The organism is Pantoea sp. alder81 (assembly GCF_020179835.1).
Lineage (GTDB): Bacteria > Pseudomonadota > Gammaproteobacteria > Enterobacterales > Enterobacteriaceae > Pantoea.
This window is the reverse complement of the sequence record NZ_JAIUDA010000002.1, coordinates 663,467-682,592: the sequence shown is the minus strand read 5'-3', so window position 1 is coordinate 682,592 and position 19,126 is coordinate 663,467. Positions and strand designations below refer to the sequence as shown.

The following is a 19,126-nucleotide window of genomic DNA, read 5'->3' as shown; positions in this document are numbered from 1 at the left end:
GGGAAGTACGCCGTGTTATTACCTTGGCTAATAATCATCCCCTTCGTCGGGGGCTTACTCTGCTGGTTAGCAGAACGCCTCGGTGCGAAAGTGCCACGCTGGATCGCCATGATCACCATGGGCCTGACGCTGGCACTCGGCCTGCAGTTGTGGCTGCAGGGAGGCTATTCACTGACGCAGGCCGCTGGCATTCCGCAGTGGCAATCGACTTTCTCTGTGCCGTGGATTCCGCGCTTTGGCATCAACTTCCATTTGGCTATCGACGGTCTGTCGTTGCTGATGGTGGTATTGACCGGTTTACTCGGTTTGATGGCAGTGCTCTGTTCCTGGAATGAAATCGAGAAGTATCAGGGCTTTTTCCACCTCAACCTGATGTGGATCCTCGGTGGTGTGATTGGCGTGTTCCTTTCCATCGACATGTTCCTGTTCTTCTTCTTCTGGGAAATGATGCTGGTGCCGATGTACTTCCTCATCGCGCTCTGGGGTCATAAAGCCTCTGACGGTAAAACGCGTATCAGCGCAGCAACCAAATTCTTCATCTATACCCAGGCGTCGGGTCTGGTGATGTTGATTGCGATTCTGGCGCTGGTGTTTGTGCACTTCAACGCTACCGGCGTCTGGACCTTCAGCTATGAAGAACTGCTGAAAACCCCGATGTCACACACCGTTGAATATCTGCTGATGCTCGGCTTCTTCATCGCCTTCGCGGTGAAAATGCCGGTGGTGCCATTACACGGCTGGTTGCCAGATGCACACAGCCAGGCGCCAACCGCCGGTTCGGTTGACCTCGCGGGTATCTTGCTGAAAACCGCCGCTTACGGTCTGCTGCGTTTCAGCCTGCCACTGTTCCCGAATGCTTCCGCAGAGTTTGCGCCGATTGCCATGTGGCTTGGTCTGCTGGGTATCTTCTACGGTGCCTGGATGGCGTTCTCGCAGACGGATATCAAACGTCTGATTGCTTACACCTCCGTTTCGCACATGGGCTTCGTGCTGATTGCCATCTACACCGGCAGCCAGCTGGCGTTCCAGGGGGCGGTTATCCAGATGATTGCGCACGGTCTGTCCGCCGCGGCACTGTTCATCTTGTGTGGCCAGCTGTATGAGCGCCTGCATACCCGTGACCTGCGCCAGATGGGCGGTTTGTGGGGACGTATCAAATGGATTCCGGGACTGTCGCTGTTCTTCGCGGTGGCCAACCTTGGTATGCCAGGCACCGGTAACTTTGTCGGCGAATTTATGATTCTGACCGGCAGCTTCCAGGTGGTGCCAGTGATTATCGTGATTGCGACCTTTGGCCTGGTGTTTGCCTCGGTGTATTCGCTGGTGATGATGCAGCGTGCTTACTACGGCGAAGCGAAATCGAAAGATCCGTTGCCGGGCATGTCACCGCGTGAATTCATGACGATCGGCGTGCTGGTGGTGCTGCTGGTTCTGCTGGGTATCTATCCTCAGCCGATCCTTGATACTTCTCATGCTGCGATGAGCAATATTCAGCAGTGGTTTACCGCTTCAATTTCAACTACAAGGCCGTAATTCGCCATGACAATAACTCCTCAACATCTGATTGCGTTACTGCCGCTGTTGATCGTCGGATTGACGGTGGTGGTGGTGATGCTCTCCATTGCGTGGCGACGCAACCACTTTGTTAATGCCACGCTGACGGTCATTGGCCTGAACGTTGCGCTGTTTTCACTGTGGTTTGTCGGTCATGTCGGTGCCATGGATGTCACGCCGCTGTTGCGCGTTGACGGCTACTCAATGTTCTACACCGCGCTGGTGGTGCTCGCCAGCCTCGCGACCTGCACCTTTGCATATCCTTGGCTGGCCGGTTTCCCGGACAACAAAGATGAGTTCTATCTGCTGGTGCTGATTGCGGCACTGGGTGGGATTGTGTTGGCCAGTGCTAACCATCTGGCAGCGCTGTTCATCGGTATCGAGCTGCTGTCACTGCCGCTGTTTGGCTTGATTGGTTATGCCTTCCGCCAGAAACGCTCGCTGGAAGCCGCTCTGAAGTACATGATCCTGTCCGCAGCGGCATCTTCGTTCCTGATCTTCGGTATTGCGCTGATCTATGCCGATTCAGGCAGCCTGAGCTTTGTGCAGTTGGGTAAAAGCCTGAATGACAGCATGATCCAACAGCCATTGCTGCTGGTCGGTCTGGGCATGATGATTATCGGCCTTGGCTTCAAGCTGTCGCTGGTGCCGTTCCACTTGTGGACGCCAGACGTTTATCAGGGTGCGCCTGCGCCGGTGTCGACCTTCCTGGCCACCGCCAGCAAGATCGCCATCTTCGGTGTGGTAATGCGCTTGTTCCTGTATGCGCCAGTAACGGACAGTGAGGCGGTGCGCACCGTACTCGGTGTCATCGCCTTTGTGTCGATTCTGTTCGGCAACCTGATGGCGATTTCGCAGAGCAACATCAAACGTCTGCTCGGTTACTCGTCTATCGCGCACCTTGGCTATCTGCTGGTGTCGCTGATTGCGGTGAAAACCCATCAGCTGTCGCTGGAAACTGCGGGTGTTTACCTGGCCGGTTACCTGTTCAGCAGCCTCGGCGCGTTCGGCGTGGTGAGCCTGATGTCCAGCCCGTACCGTGGCCCGGATGCCGATACGCTTTACTCTTACCGTGGTCTGTTCTGGCACCGTCCGATTCTGTCAGCGGTAATGACGGTGATGATGCTGTCACTGGCCGGTATCCCGATGACGCTGGGCTTTATTGGTAAGTTCTACGTGATTGCTTCCGGTGTGAACGCGCACCTGTGGTGGCTGACTGCTGCAGTGGTTGCCGGTAGTGCGATTGGTCTCTATTACTATCTGCGCGTGACGGTGAGTCTGTACCTCAGCCCACCAGAAATGCACACGCGCGATCGTGATACGCCAGCCAACTGGGCCTTTACTGCAGGTGGTGTGGTGGTGCTGATCTCGGCGATTTTGGTGCTGCTGCTGGGTGTCTATCCACAACCACTCATCTCGCTGGTGCAGATGGCACAGCCGCTGATGTAATGTGAAGTGACTAAGAGAATCAGGCCTACGGGCCTGATTTTTTTTGCCTGTAATCTGACAAGACTGATGTGCATTGCTAATTTTTAAGCAGGGTTTGCCCGATGCGCAGAGGTTATATGATTAAACTTATCTTTCTGCTTACCGGCGCGCAGGTACTCCGCAGGCGCTGGTATTGGCTGGCGATAGTCGGCGTCGCCTTACTCATTTTATCCGCTTCCATGCTGTACGATATTGGTAGCGATGGCCTGTTGTCAGTGCCATTAGATGTGCTGGCTTGTTTTTTTGTGGTTGAGGGCGTGGTGCAGCTGTTTTTTGCCCTCACCAAAGAGATGCTCATCGACTGGTTAACGTTGTTTAAAGCAGCGGGCTTTCTGTTTATTGCCTTCCTGATCTTCAACATTCCCGGGGATAACAATGATGTTTCGGCAGCCCTATTTGGGTTGGCCTTTATGCTTGATGGATTATTTCGCATCTCTGCGGCGTGGGTACTACGTGGCGTACGCTGGCGTAAACACTGTTTTACCGGCGTAATCGAAGTCATATTAAGCATCTTGATCATCAGTAACTGGCCGTTCCATCACCATATCGCTGTACCCCTCTGCTTCGCTTTAATGTTGTTAAGTATTGGCACCAATCTCTTGCAGATGGCCCGTCAGGCCACGTTGTTGAAAGATGACAGTTCCGTCACGGCTCTACCGCTGTTCAAAGCCGCGGGGTTACGCCGCTGGCATAGCAGCCACTATTCTCATCCTCCTTTTCCAGAAACATGTGTTGCCAGTCCGCTCCTCGTGCATATCTGGACCCCGGCGGGATCTTGTCAGGTGCGTGAACGTTATCGATTAATTGATCGTTATATTGCGGCAATAGACCAGCAGGGCGTGATCTCTACCGGCCATGCGGCGATGGAGGCAGAAGATGGACTTTATATCAGCCACTATCCGCGCAACCAGATAGATCGTGATAGTGGTAATTTCCGCGCCGTACTACGTTCAGGCAAGCATAATGACGATGCGGGGCGATTTCTTCCCTCGCTGGCGAGTGAAGTTGCCGAATGGTGTTCACCCGATAAACAGGTGGAATTCAAATATTATAATCTCGTCGCACTGCAGAATTATTGGCGAAATTACAGCAGTGACAGCACTTACAACCTGACGGCTCGCAACTGCTCATCAACGGTGATTCAGGCACTCGATGTGGCGATGGAAGGGATTTTGGCGAATCAATCCTATGCGGGTATTCGTTTGATTATTGATCCCAATTTTTGGTTACTGGGAGTGGTGCGAGGGCGCGCAGAAGAGATGACGTGGACGCCGGGCTTAGTGCTGGACTACGTGCGCTTGCTCAAGCGCGTGCTGGAACCGCAATCCAGCCAGTTATGGCCGCTGCGTTTATGGCAGGGGTTACGCTTACGACATGCGCTACGGCAGCAGAAGCGATTGCCCTCAAGCGGTATCGTGAAGTAGGCCATGAGATAAAAATGAGATATTGGTCACGTAACTCATCAGGCAAGGAGAGCGGCCCGCTCTGCTAACTTTGCACGATATGATAATCTCATGGGATCAATTTTTTCGCTCTAACAAGGAAGCATCATGGATATGCAAATGCAATGGCTTGATTGCCACCACAGCGAACTGAGCGCTCAGCAGTTGTATACCGTGCTGGCGCTCCGCAATCACGTCTTTATTGTGGAGCAAAACTGCCCTTATCAGGATGTCGATGGTCAGGATTTGCGGGCAGATAATCGCCATATTTTGGGCTTTTTAGACGGAAAATTGCTGGCCTATGCCCGTGTGCTCACCCCCTCGATTGATACCGCACCTGTGCTGATTGGTCGGGTGATTGTTTCTGAAGAGGCAAGAGGGTTGAAGTTGGGTTATCGGTTGATGGAGCATGCATTAGAGAGTTGCGCTAATCACTGGCCGCAGCGAGCGATTTATCTCTCGGCGCAGGCACATCTTGAAGGCTTCTACGGTCGGTTGGGCTTTAAAGCAGTGGGGGACGTTTATTTAGAAGATAACATTCCGCACATCGGCATGCAGAAAGCATAACGGCGAGGATTGCGCCTCGCCGTTTATACCCTTCATATTTCGAATTACAGGTGCGTTGGCTGCTCTCGCTCACCCGAATCACTTACTTGAGTAAGCTCATCGGGACTCTCTCGTTTGCCGCCTTCCTGAAATTCGAACTATTTTGGGTATATCAGCCCGGCGTCATCTGCCGGTCATCGGTATATTTACGCTGATCTGGCGGTGGCGGGAAGTACTGATACAGCCAGGTCTCACTCAAGGTCTCATCTTTAGTACGCAGGAACAGGCGCATATCCACTGGCTTGGTGGAGTCGCTGTTCGGATACCAGTCAAACAGGATGCGGTAACCATTAATTGGTTCCACATACAAAATCTCAACCTGTTTGATGGTGCCGGCATTCACAGTGATCACCGGCTCAATACCTTTCGGTGCTGCAGCTTTCAGATCGCCACCGACGAAGTCGATAGCAAAACGACGGCACCACTGGTCCGGGAAGTGCTCGCCCGGTGCCCAACCTTCCGGGAAGCCACCAATACCGGTACGTGTTGCATCCACGCGCGCCAGGCCACTGCGCACTGGCGGCAGTTGGCTCCAGTACAGTTTGTACTGGAAGTTAAACTCGCTGCCTGCTTTAACTGGTTCCGTTGGCTGCCAGAAGCACACCACGTTATCCAGCGTTTCGCCAGTGGTAGGAATCTCCATCAGGTTAATGGCGCCTTTGCCCCACTTACCAATCGGCTCCACCCACAGGCTTGGACGTTTGTCATACCAGCCAATCACGTCCTGATAATCTTTGAAGTCATGATTGAGCTGCAGCAGGCCGAAGCCGCGCGGGTTTTCATCTTCATAGGCATTGAACTGCAAGCGCTGTGGGTTGTTGAGCGGACGCGCAATCCATTCGCCTTTACCGGTCCACATCGCCAGACGATCGGAGTCATGGATTTGTGGATGATAGGTGTTGCACATGCGACGTTCGTTGGTGCCGCAGCTGAACATACTGGTCATCGGCGCGATGCCGAGCTGACGAATTTCGTTGCGCGCAAACAGGTGGTTTTCCACCTCCATCACCACGCGTTTATCTTCACAATGGATGGTGAACTTGTAAGCACCGGTCAAGCTGGCGCCGTCCAGCAGCGCATAGACTACAAAAGTGGTGTCATCCGCTTTCGGTGTTTCAAACCAGAATGCAGTGAAATCCGGGAACTCTTCATGACCGTTGCTGAAGGTATTGACTGCTACACCACGTGCGGACAAACCGTACTGGAAAGTCTCATCGACGGCGCGGAAGTAGCTCGCGCCAAGGAACGAGACGATGTCGCGACGTGCCAGTTCCGGCTTTTTAAACGCACGGAAACCGGCAAAGCCCAAATCGGTTTTGCCCACCAGCTGTTGGGTATCGACGTTGGCGTTGTGATAGTTAAACAGTTCCGGGCGGAAGTGGATTTCGCGCGCTTCGCGACTATCGGCATCCACTGAGAACATGCGGATACGGCGCTTGAAGCCCATCCCCACGTGGAAGAATTGCACATCCAGTTCGCGATCGGGAATGTTGTTCCACAGCGAAAGGTTGGCATCATACTGAATTTCGTTGTAGGCCTGCGGTGTCAGATTGGCCAGGGTGTCGGGTAGCGGGCCGGGTGCGCCGCCCCAGGGCTGTTTCGCCAGCGCGGAGGCTTTCTTTTTCAGTGAGTCGAAATCGAAGCGGACTGCGGTGCCGTCGGCGATACCATCATCGGCCCAGGCGGACTGCGCAAACAGCGAGGAGAGCCCGGTCATACCGCTAACGGCAGAGAGGGCCATGGACGCTTTCATAAATTTTCTACGATTCATGCCGGAAATCTAATCCTTAGCTGCTCTGGTGTGTTGTGACTATCGAAAGACGCTTTACGTCTGGCTACAGGGGGTTACGACAGTCGCGAAATTAAAAAATTCAGTCTGACGAAAATTTATCAGATTAATCAAATAAGCGAAGCAGAATTCACGCGGCAACAGCGCGGATTACGCAACTTTGCATTGAGTCGGGCAAAACCCAGCGTAATCCTAATCCCTTGTACGCAGCAAATACCGAATTAATGACTATAGTTAAACGACGATAAATGACGAGCATGGAGGAAGTATAACGTGTCATCTACAGATCAATTCGAAACCCGCCTGGATGACGACCTGGCGCTACTGACAGAAACACTGGAAGAAGTACTGAAATCGTCGGGCGATCCGGCCGACCAAAAGTACATCGAACTGAAACTCAAAGCGGAACAGGCGCTGGAAGACGTGAAAAACCGCGTCAGTCAGGCCTCCGACAGCTACTACTATCGTGCCAAAAAAGTCGCCTATCAGGCCGATGATTATGTGCATGAAAAACCGTGGCAGGGGATTGGCATCGGTGCCGCCGCTGGTCTGTTTGTTGGTTTACTGCTGGCCCGCCGTTAAATTATCGGGGCGTAACGTCAGTTGCGCCCGATTCCTCTCAATTACCGCCTATACCCGTCATACTTCTAGCTGCAGATGCTTAGGCTGCGCGCATGCCCCCCAGTCACTTCCCTCAGTAGTCTCCAGGACATTCACTCCCTTCCTGCATTTGAATTATTTAGGGTAAATCGATTTATTTGTCTCGAACCCTTGTTTCGCATCAACGGCGATTGTGTTTCGCGTGCACGCTTTCTACAGTAAAGCGACAGGGAAAAGGAGAACGTAACGTGATACGAGTTGAAATGCTCTCAACGGGCGATGAAGTGTTACATGGTCAGATTGTGGATACTAACGCGGCCTGGCTGGCCGATGTACTGTTTCAGAACGGCTTACCGATGACCAGCCGCAGCACGGTGGGCGATGCGATGTCCTCGCTGGTGGAGGCGCTGCAGAGTCGCAGCCAGATTGCCGATGTGCTGATTGTGAACGGCGGCCTTGGGCCAACCAGCGACGATCTCAGCGCGCTGGCGGCGGCTACCGCGTGTGGCACCGAATTAGTGATCCAGCAGGAATGGCTGGAGAAAATGGAAGCATGGTTTGCCAGCCGTGGACGCATCATGGCACCGAGCAACCGTAAGCAGGCAGAAATCCCGGCCAATGCAGATTTGATTGATAATCCAGTGGGCACTGCGTGTGGCTTCGCGTTACAGCTCAATCGCTGCTGGATCTTCTTCACGCCGGGTGTGCCGTCAGAATTCAAAGTAATGGTGGAGCAGGAGATTATTCCGCGTCTGAAAGCGCGTTTTGATCTACCCGAGCCGCCGTTGTGTCTGCGCCTGACCACCTTTGGTCGTGGTGAAAGTGATATTGCCGCCGAACTGGAGCCGTTACCGCTACCGGAAGGCGTAGTGATGGGCTATCGCTCATCAATGCCGATCATCGAAATCAAACTCACCGGCCCAGCCAGTCAGCGTGTGGCGATGGAGCAGGCGTGGCAACAAGTTAAACTGCTGCTGGCCGAATGCACCATCTTTGAAGGTACGGAAGGTTTGCCTGCTTTGTTAGCGCGTGAACTGCAGGAGCGCGGTTTCAGAATGGCGCTCAGCGAACAATACACCGCTGGACTTTTGAACTGGCAGCTGGCTTCAGCAGAAGTTCCTCTGAGCGCAGCAGAGATTCTGCCACCCCAAGATGAACCGCTGGAAGCGCAGGTCGAACGTACGCGTGAACTTGCCGCGCATCATGGCACGGTACTGGCGCTGTCTGTGGGTAATCTGGAAGAGGGCGAAGTGGCCATTGCGCTGCATACGCCGGAAGCCAGCTGGGGCCAGCGTGTGAAATTCACTCATGGGCGTCACAACGTTGAGACCCGTCAGAAGGTGGTGGCGATGATGGCGATGAACATGCTGCGCCGCTGGCTGCACGGCAGCGAAGTGAGCACCGGGCACGGCTGGATTGATGTGCTGGAAGCGGTAAAACAGTAAATTTGTGGTCAGGTGCGCGGTTTGTGCGTGAATGCGCACCCTACGATATCCACAGAGTCGCCATGGAAGGCGACCAGGCGGTTACAGCTCGATCTCAATCTCCCCTTTGGCGCGGCAGCAGCAGGGCAAAATCTCCCCCTTCTGGATAAACGCCAACGGGGTTTCCGCGTAAGCCACTTCGCCTTTTAGCAAGCGCATGCGACAAGAACCGCAGTAGCCTTCCCGGCACTGAAACTCCACGCAGACATTGTGCGCTTCCAGTGCCGTCAGCAGATTGGGATGATCTTCTGCGCACTCCAGCCGGGAGCCGGAACTGCGCAGAATAACAACAGAACGGCTCATGCTTACAGCTGGAAGTCGTTGAAGTCGTCTTCGCCGACTTCGGCGTCAATCTGACCCACCAGGTAAGAACTCACTTCCACTTCCTGCGGTGCCACCTGCACGTTGTCTGACACCAGCCACGAGTTGATCCATGGAATCGGGTTAGAACGCGTCTGGAATGGCAGATCGAGGCCAACCGCTTGCATGCGGATGTTGGTAATGTACTCGATGTACTGGCACAGAATGTCTTTGTTCAGACCAATCATCGAGCCGCCGCTGAACAGATATTCTGCCCACTCTTTCTCTTGCTCGGCGGCTTTCTTGAACAGGTCATAACATTCATCACGGCACTCGGCAGCGATCTCTTTCATTTCCGGATCGTCTTCACCGGTGCGCAGCAGGTTCAGCATATGCTGCGTGCCGGTCAGATGCAGCGCTTCGTCACGGGCAATCAGCTTGATGATCTTGGCGTTACCTTCCATCAACTCACGCTCAGCGAACGCGAAGGAACAGGCAAAGCTGACGTAGAAGCGAATCGCTTCCAGTGCGTTAACGCTCATCAGGCAGATATACAGCTGCTTTTTCAGCGCGCGCAGATTCACGGTTACGGTTTTACCCGCCACTTCGTGCGTGCCTTCACCCAGCAGATGCCAGTAGCTGGTCATCTCGATCAGATCGTCGTAGTACTTCGAGATATCCTGCGCGCGCGCCAGAATCTGCTCGTTGGTGACGATATCGTCAAACACCAGCGACGGATCATTCACGATGTTACGAATGATGTGGGTGTAAGAGCGCGAGTGGATGGTCTCAGAGAACGCCCAGGTTTCAATCCAGGTTTCGAGTTCTGGAATCGAGATCAGCGGCAGCAGCGCCACGTTCGGGCTACGACCCTGAATGGAGTCCAGCAGCGTCTGATATTTCAGGTTACTGATGAAAATGTGCTTCTCATGATCCGGCAGCGCCTGATAATCGATGCGATCGCGTGACACGTCGACTTCTTCCGGACGCCAGAAGAAGGAGAGCTGCTTTTCGATCAGCTTTTCAAAGATGTCATATTTCTGCTGGTCGAAACGGGCAACGTTCACTGACTGGCCGAAGAACATCGGTTCCAACAGCTGGTTATTCTTGTTCTGCGAGAATGTGGTGTAAGCCATGACTAAGTCCAAAAGTGATGAGGGCCGACCGCTGCCGGCCCTGACAAGATGAGGTGTGCGAGTAATTAGATCTTACAAGCGCCGCTTTCGCAGCCATCATCCTGGATGGAAGGGGCCATATCGTCCTGCACATCTTCTGCACCGTCACGGGTGTTTTGGTAGTACAGGGTTTTCACGCCAAACTTATAAGCGGTCAGCAGATCTTTCAACAGCTGTTTCATCGGCACTTTGCCATTGGCGAAACGGCCTGGATCGTAGTTGGTGTTCGACGAAATTGCCTGGTCGATGAACTTCTGCATCACGCCAACCAGCTGCAGATATCCGTCGTTTGACGGCATTTCCCACAGCAGCTCGTACTGATCTTTCAGACGCTCATACTCTGGCACCACCTGACGCAGAATACCGTCTTTGGATGCTTTGATACTGATGTGACCGCGTGGCGGCTCAATACCGTTAGTGGCGTTCGAAATCTGCGAAGAGGTTTCAGACGGCATCAGCGCAGAGAGCGTGGAGTTGCGCAGACCGTGTGTGGTGATTGACTCACGCAGACCTTCCCAATCCAGGTGCAACGGCTCGCTGCAGATGGCGTCGAGATCCTTTTTATAGGTATCGATCGGCAGAATGCCCTGTGAGTAGGTGGTCTCTTTGAACCACGTACAAGCGCCTTGCTCTTTCGCCAGCTCGTTCGATGCTTTCAGCAGGTAGTACTGAATCGCTTCGAAAGTTTTATGCGTCAGGTTGTTGGCGCTGCCATCAGAGTAACGCACGCCGTTCTTCGCCAGATAGTAAGCGTAGTTGATCACGCCGATACCCAGGGTACGACGGCCCATAGCGCCACGTTTTGCCGCGGGGATTGGGTAATCCTGATAATCCAGAAGCGCATCCAGCGCACGTACTGCGAGGGTCGCCAGCTCTTCCAGATCGTCGAGGCTATCAATGGCACCCAGGTTAAACGCAGACAGCGTACACAGGGCAATTTCGCCGCTTTCGTCATTCACGTCGGTCAGCGGTTTGGTCGGCAGCGCGATTTCCAGGCACAGGTTAGACTGGCGTACTGGCGCGATAGCCGGATCAAACGGGCTGTGGGTGTTGCAGTGATCGACGTTCTGGATGTAGATACGGCCGGTTGAAGCACGTTCCTGCATCATCAGTGAGAACAGTTCAACCGCTTTCACGCGCTGTTTGCGGATGCTGTCGTCTTTTTCGTATTTGGTGTACAGACGCTCGAATTCGTCCTGATCGGCGAAGAACGCATCGTACAGGCCTGGTACGTCAGACGGGCTGAATAGGGTGATGTCCTCGCCTTTCAGCAGGCGGGTATACATCAGCTTGTTGATCTGTACGCCGTAATCCATGTGACGCACGCGGTTGCCTTCAACACCACGGTTGTTTTTCAGAACCAGCAGGCTTTCCACTTCCAGATGCCACATCGGGTAGAACAGGGTGGCTGCACCGCCACGCACGCCGCCTTGTGAGCACGATTTTACGGCCGTCTGGAAATGCTTATAGAACGGGATACAGCCGGTGTGGAAGGCTTCGCCACCACGGATCGGGCTGCCCAGCGCACGAATGCGACCGGCGTTAATGCCGATACCGGCGCGCTGAGAAACGTATTTCACGATGGCGCTGGAGGTGGCGTTGATTGAATCAAGGCTGTCACCGCACTCGATCAGGACGCAAGAGCTGAACTGACGGGTTGGGGTACGCACGCCCGACATGATTGGCGTCGGCAGTGAGATCTTGAAGGTCGACACGGCATCATAGAAACGACGCACGTAATCCATACGCGTTTCGCGCGGATAACCGGAGAACAAGCAAGCAGCGACCAGAATGTACAGGAACTGGGCGCTCTCGTAGATTTCACCACTCACACGGTTCTGCGCCAGGTATTTCCCTTCCAGCTGCTTCACGGCGGCGTAAGAGAAGTTCATGTCGCGCCAGTGGTCGAGGAACTCGTCCATCTGCTCGAATTCTTCTACGCTGTAATCTTCCAGCAGGTGACGGTCATACTTGCCCATCTCAACCATTTTCACTACCTGATCGTACAGCTTCGGCGGTTCAAACTGGCCGTATGCTTTTTTACGCAGGTGGAAGATGGCGAGGCGCGCAGCCAGGTACTGGTAATCCGGCGCATCACGGGAGATCAGGTCTGCAGCGGCCTTAATGATGGTCTCGTGGATATCAGAAGTACGAATGCCATCGTAAAACTGAATGTGGGAGCGCAGCTCAACCTGAGACACAGAGACGTTGGTCAGCCCTTCAGCGGCCCAATCCAGTACTCGGTGAATCTTATCGAGATCAATGCGCTCCTGACGGCCATCGCGTTTAGTAACGAGCAGACTTTGGTTCATGTCGCGTGTTTACCTGTCCATGAAATAGAGAGTTATCCCCCAACTATGCACAAGGTCTATGCACAAGCCGCTCGTTGTGAGTAAGCCTGTGGATAAACACTATATATAGGGGGTGTGGGAAGTTTGAACAACAATATGGTGAGTATTCTAGTCAGCATTCAGATCATCACAAGAGTTGATTTTCGCGAAAAAATACGTCCTGGGGGGTGGCGAAATTCCTGGATCCCCATTCCGTAAGGCCTGCCACTGCTGTCAACTGCCAGCGACTTTTTTTTCACTTTTTGATCGAGCGCGTGTTTATTGCTCAAAGGCTCCTGTGCCGGAAATTTCTGAAGTAAAAAAAGCCCTGACAAGGCCGCCAGTAGCGAACTTATCTAAAATTGCTTATGAATTTTTTGTGACCTGTGCAGACTACAAAAAAGCCTGGTACGCGTCTAAAAGGAAATTGATCTGGATAGCGGCAGGGTCACAAACCGGGCGCTTTCCACATCGAGGTGGTTAAGCCACTGTCCACCAAAGTCAGTTGGTCAGCATAGACTTTCTGCCAGTTGGTTTTTTGCTGCTGATACAGCTGATGATGTTCTGCATTGGGCAGGAATTCCCGTTCCCAACGTACCAATGCTTGTCCGGTTTCCTGCAAGCTGCTGTAAATGCCCGCCGCCACCCCAGCGGCAATCGCGCATCCGAGCGCGGTGGCCTCTTTTACCTGTGGCACCTTCACTGTCAGACCTGTGACATCACTGAGAATCTGACTCCACAATTTGCCCTTAGCGCCGCCACCCGCAAACACCAGCTGCGAGGTGTGAACACCGGAAAAGGCGGCCACCTGATCCAGATTGCAGGACGAAACAATCGCGGCGTTCTCCTCCAGCGCACGAAACAGCGTCTGCTTGTTACAGCGTTCGGGATCGATGGAGAGGTTAATAAATGAAGGCGCAGCGTGATACCACTTGTTGAAATGCATCGCATCCGAGAACACTGGCATCACGCCCCAGGATCCGGCGGGCACACGTGCGGCCATCTCTTCCAGCAGGCTGTAGCAATCCACGCCCAGACGCTCCGCCAGCAATTTCTCTTCGCCGCAGAAGGCGTCACGGAACCAGCGCATCGTCAGGCCGGTGAAGAAACTGATCGCTTCCGCCTGCGCCATACCGGGAATGACATGCGGATTCACACGAATATTCATGTCCGGATCGACCTGCGGCTGTGGCAAATTCACCACCTGCTGCCAGAAGGTGCCGCCTAACACGGCGGTCTCCCCTGCCTTGACCACGCCTAAGCCGAGCGTACCGAGTTGCACATCACCGCCGCCCATGCCAACCACCGTGCCTTGCGCCAGTCCACACTGGTGAGCGGCTTCGGCCGTCACCTCGCCTAGCTTGGTGCCGGTTTCGGCGACCGGAGATAAGATATCGCCGCGCAAACCTGCCATCTCCAGCAAATCAGGCCGCCAGTTGCGGGTGTGTAAATCCAACAGGCCAGTGGTGCCAGCGTTGGAGGGATCCACGGCGAGTTCACCGCTGAGACATTTTGCTAGCCAGTCGCTGATCATGGTTAAGGTGGCGGCCTGGCGATAAACATCAGGTCGATGATGCGCCAGCCACAGCAGACGCGGCATCGCGCCCAGTGCCAGCGTTTGTCCTGAACACTGATAGATTTCACGTTCAAACTGGCCGTGGTGAATTTCCTTAAGTTCACTCACCTCGCGGCTGGCACGGGCATCCACATTGGCGCATGCCCAAATCGCCTCGCCCGCTTTGTTATAAAGCACAATACCTTCGCGCATTGAACAGCATGCCACGCTACGTATCGCCTTGGCAGGCAACTGTGACTGTTGCAGCACCTGTCGAATGCACTGGCAGGCTAGTTGCCAGTTGTGTTCCAGATCAAACTCCATCGATCCCGGCACATCGGGCAGGGCGAGGTGCCGCCATTCAGCTTGCGCCACAGCGACCTGCTCGCCCTGAAGATTGAAAATCACGGCGCGAATGCTGCCAGTACCGGCGTCGAGCGCCATCAGATGCGGGGCGTGTGTCATCGCAAAACTCCTGTTGAAACGGAACGGGTGCTCCACACCGACGGCCCAACGGGTGTTACTGCAAAGATAGCTGCGCGTGTAGGTTTTCACCTCCAGATGAAGGGCTTAGCCTACTGCTGAAAGTTTGAACTGTGATCGCTGCGAGAGTTTTATTAAACAAGCTTTACCAGGATTGCCACTTTGCCAATAGCGATAAAAAAGGACATGCCGATGGAAGTCACGCTGGTAGAGATCAACGTCAAACCCGACTGTATCGACGAATTTTTGCGGGTGTTTGAGTTAAATCATTTGGGAGCTTTAAAGGAGCCTGGCAACCTGCGCTTTGATGTATTGCAGGACAGCCATGTGCCTACGCGTTTCTTTATTTATGAAGCTTACACCGATGAGGCCGCCGTGCTGGCGCACAAACAAACGCCACACTACCTGACGTGCGTTGAGGCGCTGGAAGCATTAATGAGTGAACCGAGAAAGAAAACCGCGTTTAAGGGGATATTCCCTCAGTGAAGCCATGATCAACGTTCAGGGCCAGTAAAGCCCCGCCCGAGGAGCAAAGCGTCCGCCGCAGGGATGCGGCGGCCGATCTGCATGGATGCGTGTTTCCTTTGCGATCGGGCGGGGCTTTACTGGCCGATGCACAGTTCACACAGCAACCATGCACCATCCAAACAGCAACCACGAAAACACTCAATCCTGACGATGCGTATGCACCATATAATTCACATCAACGCCACGTCCCAGACGGAACTGGTTAGTCAGCGGATTATAATGCAGGCCAATCATGCCCATCTCACGCAGCGGCGTCTCATCAACCCAATTCAGCAACTCAGCCGGACGGATAAACTTCTTCACGTCATGGGTACCGCGCGGCACCATGCGCATCACATACTCGGCACCAAACACCGCCAGCAACCACGCCTTTGGATTACGGTTAATGGTAGAGAAAAACACCTCGCCGCCGGGTTTCACCAACTGCGCGCAAGCCAGCACCACTGAACGCGGATCCGGCACGTGCTCCAGCATCTCCATGCATGTCACCACGTCGTACTGCCCAGCATGGCTGAGCGCATGATCTTCCACGGTCTGTTGCACATAGTCCACGCTCACACCGCTCTCCAGCGCATGCAAACGCGCCACTTCCAGCGGCTCCGCGCCCATATCCAGCCCGGTCACGTTGGCACCTTCACGCGCCATGCTCTCCGCTAAAATACCGCCGCCGCAGCCGACATCCAGCACCTTCTTACTAAACAGACCGTTGCTATGCTGGGCAATCCAGCCGAGACGCAGGGGATTGATGCGGTGTAACGGCTTAAACTCACCTTCTAAATCCCACCAGCGCGATGCGACCGCTTCAAACTTGGCAATCTCAGCGTGGTCGACGTTTTGGCGGCTTTCCTGCGGTTGTTCACTCATTGAATCACGACTCCTGACAAAATATTCCCTCAGTATAAACGCTTAACTCTCGCCAGCGCATCTCTCACCTGCAAGGAAAAGCGGCATTAAACCCTGCTTTACGTTCACCGAGGGCAACCACTGTGATATACTTTCGCACCATTAAAAACCGGCATTATGTAGAGGGATAGCGGCTCCATGAGCGACCTTGCGAGAGAAATTACACCGGTCAATATCGAAGAAGAGTTAAAAAACTCTTACCTCGATTACGCCATGTCGGTCATCGTTGGCCGAGCATTACCCGATGTGCGTGATGGCCTGAAGCCGGTGCACCGCCGTGTGCTTTTTGCCATGAGCGAACTGGGTAACGACTGGAATAAAGCTTATAAGAAATCGGCCCGTGTGGTCGGTGACGTGATCGGTAAATATCACCCACACGGTGATTCCGCGGTATACGAAAGTATCGTTCGTATGGCCCAGCCGTTCTCCCTGCGCTACATGCTGGTAGATGGTCAGGGTAACTTCGGTTCCGTTGATGGCGACTCCGCCGCAGCGATGCGTTATACCGAAGTACGTATGGCGAAAATCTCTTCCGAACTGCTGGCGGACCTCGAAAAAGAGACCGTCGATTTTGTGCCGAACTATGATGGCACCGAGCAGATTCCTGAAGTTCTGCCGACCAAAATTCCTAACCTGCTGGTGAACGGTTCGTCCGGTATCGCCGTAGGTATGGCGACCAACATTCCTCCGCACAACCTGACGGAAGTGATCAACGGCTGCCTCGCCTTTATCGAAGATGAAGACATCACCGTTGAAGGCCTGATGGAACACATCACCGGTCCTGACTTCCCAACTGCGGCATTCATCAATGGTCGTCGTGGCATCGAAGAAGCGTATCGCACCGGTCGCGGTAAAATTTACATCCGCGCACGCGGTGAGATTGAAACCGACGCCAAAACCGGCCGCGAAACCATCATCGTCAATGAAATCCCGTATCAGGTAAACAAAGCGCGCCTGATCGAGAAAATTGCCGAGCTGGTGAAAGAGAAGCGTGTTGAAGGCATCAGCGGCCTGCGTGATGAGTCCGATAAAGACGGTATGCGTATCGTCATCGAAGTCAAACGCGATGCAGTGGGTGAAGTGGTCCTTAACAACCTCTACTCACTGACGCAGCTGCAGACCTCTTTCGGCATCAACATGGTTGCCCTGCATCAGGGCCAACCGAAGATCATGACGCTGAAAGGCATCATTGAAGCCTTCGTGCGCCACCGTCGTGAAGTGGTGACGCGTCGTACCATCTTCGAACTGCGTAAAGCACGCGACCGCGCGCACATTCTTGAAGGCCTGGCGATTGCGCTGGCTAACATCGATCCGATTATCGAACTGATTCGTCGTGCGCCAACGCCAGCCGAAGCAAAAGCGGGCCTGTTGGCACAGCCATGGGATCTCGGCAACGTGGCTACCATGCTGGAACGCGCAGGTGATGACGCTGCACGTCCAGAGTGGCTGGAAGCGCAGTTTGGTATCCGTGATGGTCAGTACTACCTGACTGAACAGCAAGCTCAGGCGATTCTGGATCTGCGTCTGCAGAAACTGACCGGCCTTGAGCACGAAAAACTGCTCGACGAGTACAAAGAGCTGTTGGACCAAATTGCTGAACTGATTTACATCCTGCAGAACGCTGATCGTCTGATGGAAGTGATTCGCGAAGAGCTGGTGGCGATGCGCGATCAGTTTGGTGATGAACGTCGCACCGAAATCACTGCCAACAGCGCCGACATCAACATCGAAGACCTGATCACTCAGGAAGACGTTGTGGTCACGCTGTCGCATCAGGGTTACGTCAAATATCAGCCGCTGAGAGACTATGAAGCTCAGCGTCGTGGTGGCAAAGGCAAATCTGCTGCACGTATTAAAGAAGAAGACTTTATTGACCGTCTGCTGGTGGCCAACACCCATGACACCATTCTGTGCTTCTCAAGCCGTGGCCGTCTGTACTGGATGAAAGTCTATCAGCTGCCAGAAGCGAGTCGTGGTGCGCGCGGTCGTCCGATCGTCAACCTGCTTCCGCTGGAAGCCAACGAACGTATCACCGCTATTCTGCCGGTGCGTGAATACACTGAAGGCTTCAACATCTTCATGGCGACCGCTGACGGTACCGTGAAGAAAACGGCACTGCAGGAGTTCAGCCGTCCACGTAGCGCCGGTATTATTGCCATCAACCTGCGTGAAGATGATGAGCTGATCGGTGTAGCGTTGACCAACGGTGCCGACGAAGCGATGCTGTTCTCTGCTGCCGGTAAAGTAGTGCGCTTCGCTGAGACCGCTGTTCGTGCCATGGGCCGTTCGGCCTCCGGTGTGCGCGGTATCAAGCTGGCTGAAAACGACAAAGTGGTGTCGCTGATTGTGCCGCGTGAAGAGGGTGCAATCCTCACCGTGACGCAAAACGGTTACGGTAAACGTACCGCCAACAGCGAATACCCAACCAAGTCGCGTGCGACTCAGGGTGTGATCTCGATTAAAGTCACCGAACGTAACGGGCCAGTGATTGGTGCGGTACAGGTGGTGGATGGCGATCAGATCATGATGATCACCGATGCGGGTACGCTGGTGCGTACTCGCGTGTCGGAAGTCAGCGTTGTGGGTCGTAACACTCAGGGCGTAATTCTGATTCGTACCGCTGAAGACGAAAACGTTGTGGGTCTGCAACGTGTCGCTGAGCCGGTGGAAGAGGAAGAACTCGACGCCATCGACGGCAGCGTCGCAGAAGGCGAAGAGGATATCGCGCCGGAAGTCGACAACGACGACGCACCGGAAGCGGACGAAGAAGAGTAATCCGTCACGGTGAAAACAGACGGCAGGTCAGGGCAACTGACCTGCCGTTTTTTTTTGTCCGAGTTTCACTCCCAAAGTCGCGTCCTGACTGGCTTTTTAGGCCCGATAAAGCTA

At 54.1% G+C, this 19,126-nt stretch carries 14 protein-coding genes; 8 read left to right on the top strand and 6 right to left on the bottom strand.

Annotated elements, in window-relative coordinates; all coding sequences use genetic code 11:
- Positions 1–12: 12 nt before the first annotated feature.
- From nuoM to LBW88_RS08035, 4 genes are all read left to right on the top strand, one after another.
- Positions 13–1,533 (top strand): NADH-quinone oxidoreductase subunit M, encoded by a 1,521-nt coding sequence (gene nuoM / locus LBW88_RS08050; protein ID WP_224931046.1) that lies wholly within the window; start codon positions 13–15, stop codon positions 1,531–1,533.
- 6 nt (positions 1,534–1,539) lie between these two features.
- Positions 1,540–3,003, top strand: a complete 1,464-nt coding sequence (gene nuoN, locus LBW88_RS08045) for an NADH-quinone oxidoreductase subunit NuoN (RefSeq protein WP_224931049.1) — start codon at positions 1,540–1,542, stop codon at positions 3,001–3,003.
- Between the two features lie 116 nt (positions 3,004–3,119).
- A complete protein-coding gene (locus LBW88_RS08040) occupies positions 3,120–4,466 on the top strand; it encodes an HdeD family acid-resistance protein (protein ID WP_224931051.1) in 1,347 nt (448 codons plus the stop codon).
- Positions 4,467–4,598: 132 nt separating this feature from the next.
- Positions 4,599–5,051, top strand: coding sequence for a GNAT family N-acetyltransferase (locus tag LBW88_RS08035; protein ID WP_224932012.1), 453 nt, complete (start codon positions 4,599–4,601; stop codon positions 5,049–5,051).
- Between the two features lie 151 nt (positions 5,052–5,202).
- On the opposite strand, the gene LBW88_RS08030 is transcribed toward LBW88_RS08035, so the two are convergent.
- Positions 5,203–6,861, bottom strand: a complete 1,659-nt coding sequence (locus LBW88_RS08030; RefSeq protein WP_224931054.1) for a glucan biosynthesis protein D — start codon at positions 6,859–6,861, stop codon at positions 5,203–5,205.
- A 291-nt stretch (positions 6,862–7,152) separates the two neighbouring features.
- Between LBW88_RS08030 and elaB the strand changes: the two genes are divergently transcribed.
- Positions 7,153–7,461: a stress response protein ElaB gene (gene elaB, locus LBW88_RS08025; RefSeq protein ID WP_084934616.1), complete on the top strand. Its 309-nt coding sequence runs from the start codon at positions 7,153–7,155 to the stop codon at positions 7,459–7,461.
- A gap of 266 nt (positions 7,462–7,727) precedes the next feature.
- A complete protein-coding gene (locus tag LBW88_RS08020) occupies positions 7,728–8,924 on the top strand; it encodes a nicotinamide mononucleotide deamidase-related protein YfaY (protein ID WP_224931057.1) in 1,197 nt (398 codons plus the stop codon).
- An 81-nt stretch (positions 8,925–9,005) separates the two neighbouring features.
- Here the strand turns inward: LBW88_RS08020 and yfaE are convergent, their stop codons facing one another.
- The 4 genes from yfaE to lsrK form a co-directional block, all read right to left on the bottom strand.
- Positions 9,006–9,266, bottom strand: a complete 261-nt coding sequence (yfaE, locus tag LBW88_RS08015) for a class I ribonucleotide reductase maintenance protein YfaE (protein ID WP_224931060.1) — start codon at positions 9,264–9,266, stop codon at positions 9,006–9,008.
- 2 nt (positions 9,267–9,268) lie between these two features.
- Positions 9,269–10,399: a class Ia ribonucleoside-diphosphate reductase subunit beta gene (nrdB, locus tag LBW88_RS08010; RefSeq protein ID WP_224931063.1), complete on the bottom strand. Its 1,131-nt coding sequence runs from the start codon at positions 10,397–10,399 to the stop codon at positions 9,269–9,271.
- 65 nt (positions 10,400–10,464) lie between these two features.
- Positions 10,465–12,750 carry a class 1a ribonucleoside-diphosphate reductase subunit alpha gene (gene nrdA / locus LBW88_RS08005; RefSeq protein ID WP_224931066.1) on the bottom strand — a complete coding sequence of 762 codons (2,286 nt, stop codon included), beginning with the start codon at positions 12,748–12,750 and terminating at the stop codon, positions 10,465–10,467.
- A 466-nt stretch (positions 12,751–13,216) separates the two neighbouring features.
- On the bottom strand, positions 13,217–14,788 hold the full coding sequence (lsrK, locus tag LBW88_RS08000) for an autoinducer-2 kinase (RefSeq protein WP_224931069.1): 1,572 nt from the start codon (positions 14,786–14,788) through the stop codon (positions 13,217–13,219).
- Between the two features lie 210 nt (positions 14,789–14,998).
- Here lsrK and lsrG point away from each other — a divergent pair, with 210 nt between their 5' ends.
- Complete coding sequence (gene lsrG / locus LBW88_RS07995; RefSeq protein WP_200570469.1) at positions 14,999–15,292, top strand: (4S)-4-hydroxy-5-phosphonooxypentane-2,3-dione isomerase; 294 nt, start codon at positions 14,999–15,001, stop codon at positions 15,290–15,292.
- Positions 15,293–15,472: 180 nt separating this feature from the next.
- Here lsrG and ubiG read toward each other — a convergent pair whose 3' ends face one another.
- Complete coding sequence (gene ubiG, locus LBW88_RS07990) at positions 15,473–16,198, bottom strand: bifunctional 2-polyprenyl-6-hydroxyphenol methylase/3-demethylubiquinol 3-O-methyltransferase UbiG (protein WP_224931072.1); 726 nt, start codon at positions 16,196–16,198, stop codon at positions 15,473–15,475.
- Between the two features lie 177 nt (positions 16,199–16,375).
- Between ubiG and gyrA the strand changes: the two genes are divergently transcribed.
- Positions 16,376–19,012, top strand: a complete 2,637-nt coding sequence (gene gyrA, locus LBW88_RS07985; RefSeq protein ID WP_224931075.1) for a DNA topoisomerase (ATP-hydrolyzing) subunit A — start codon at positions 16,376–16,378, stop codon at positions 19,010–19,012.
- Positions 19,013–19,126: the final 114 nt, after the last annotated feature.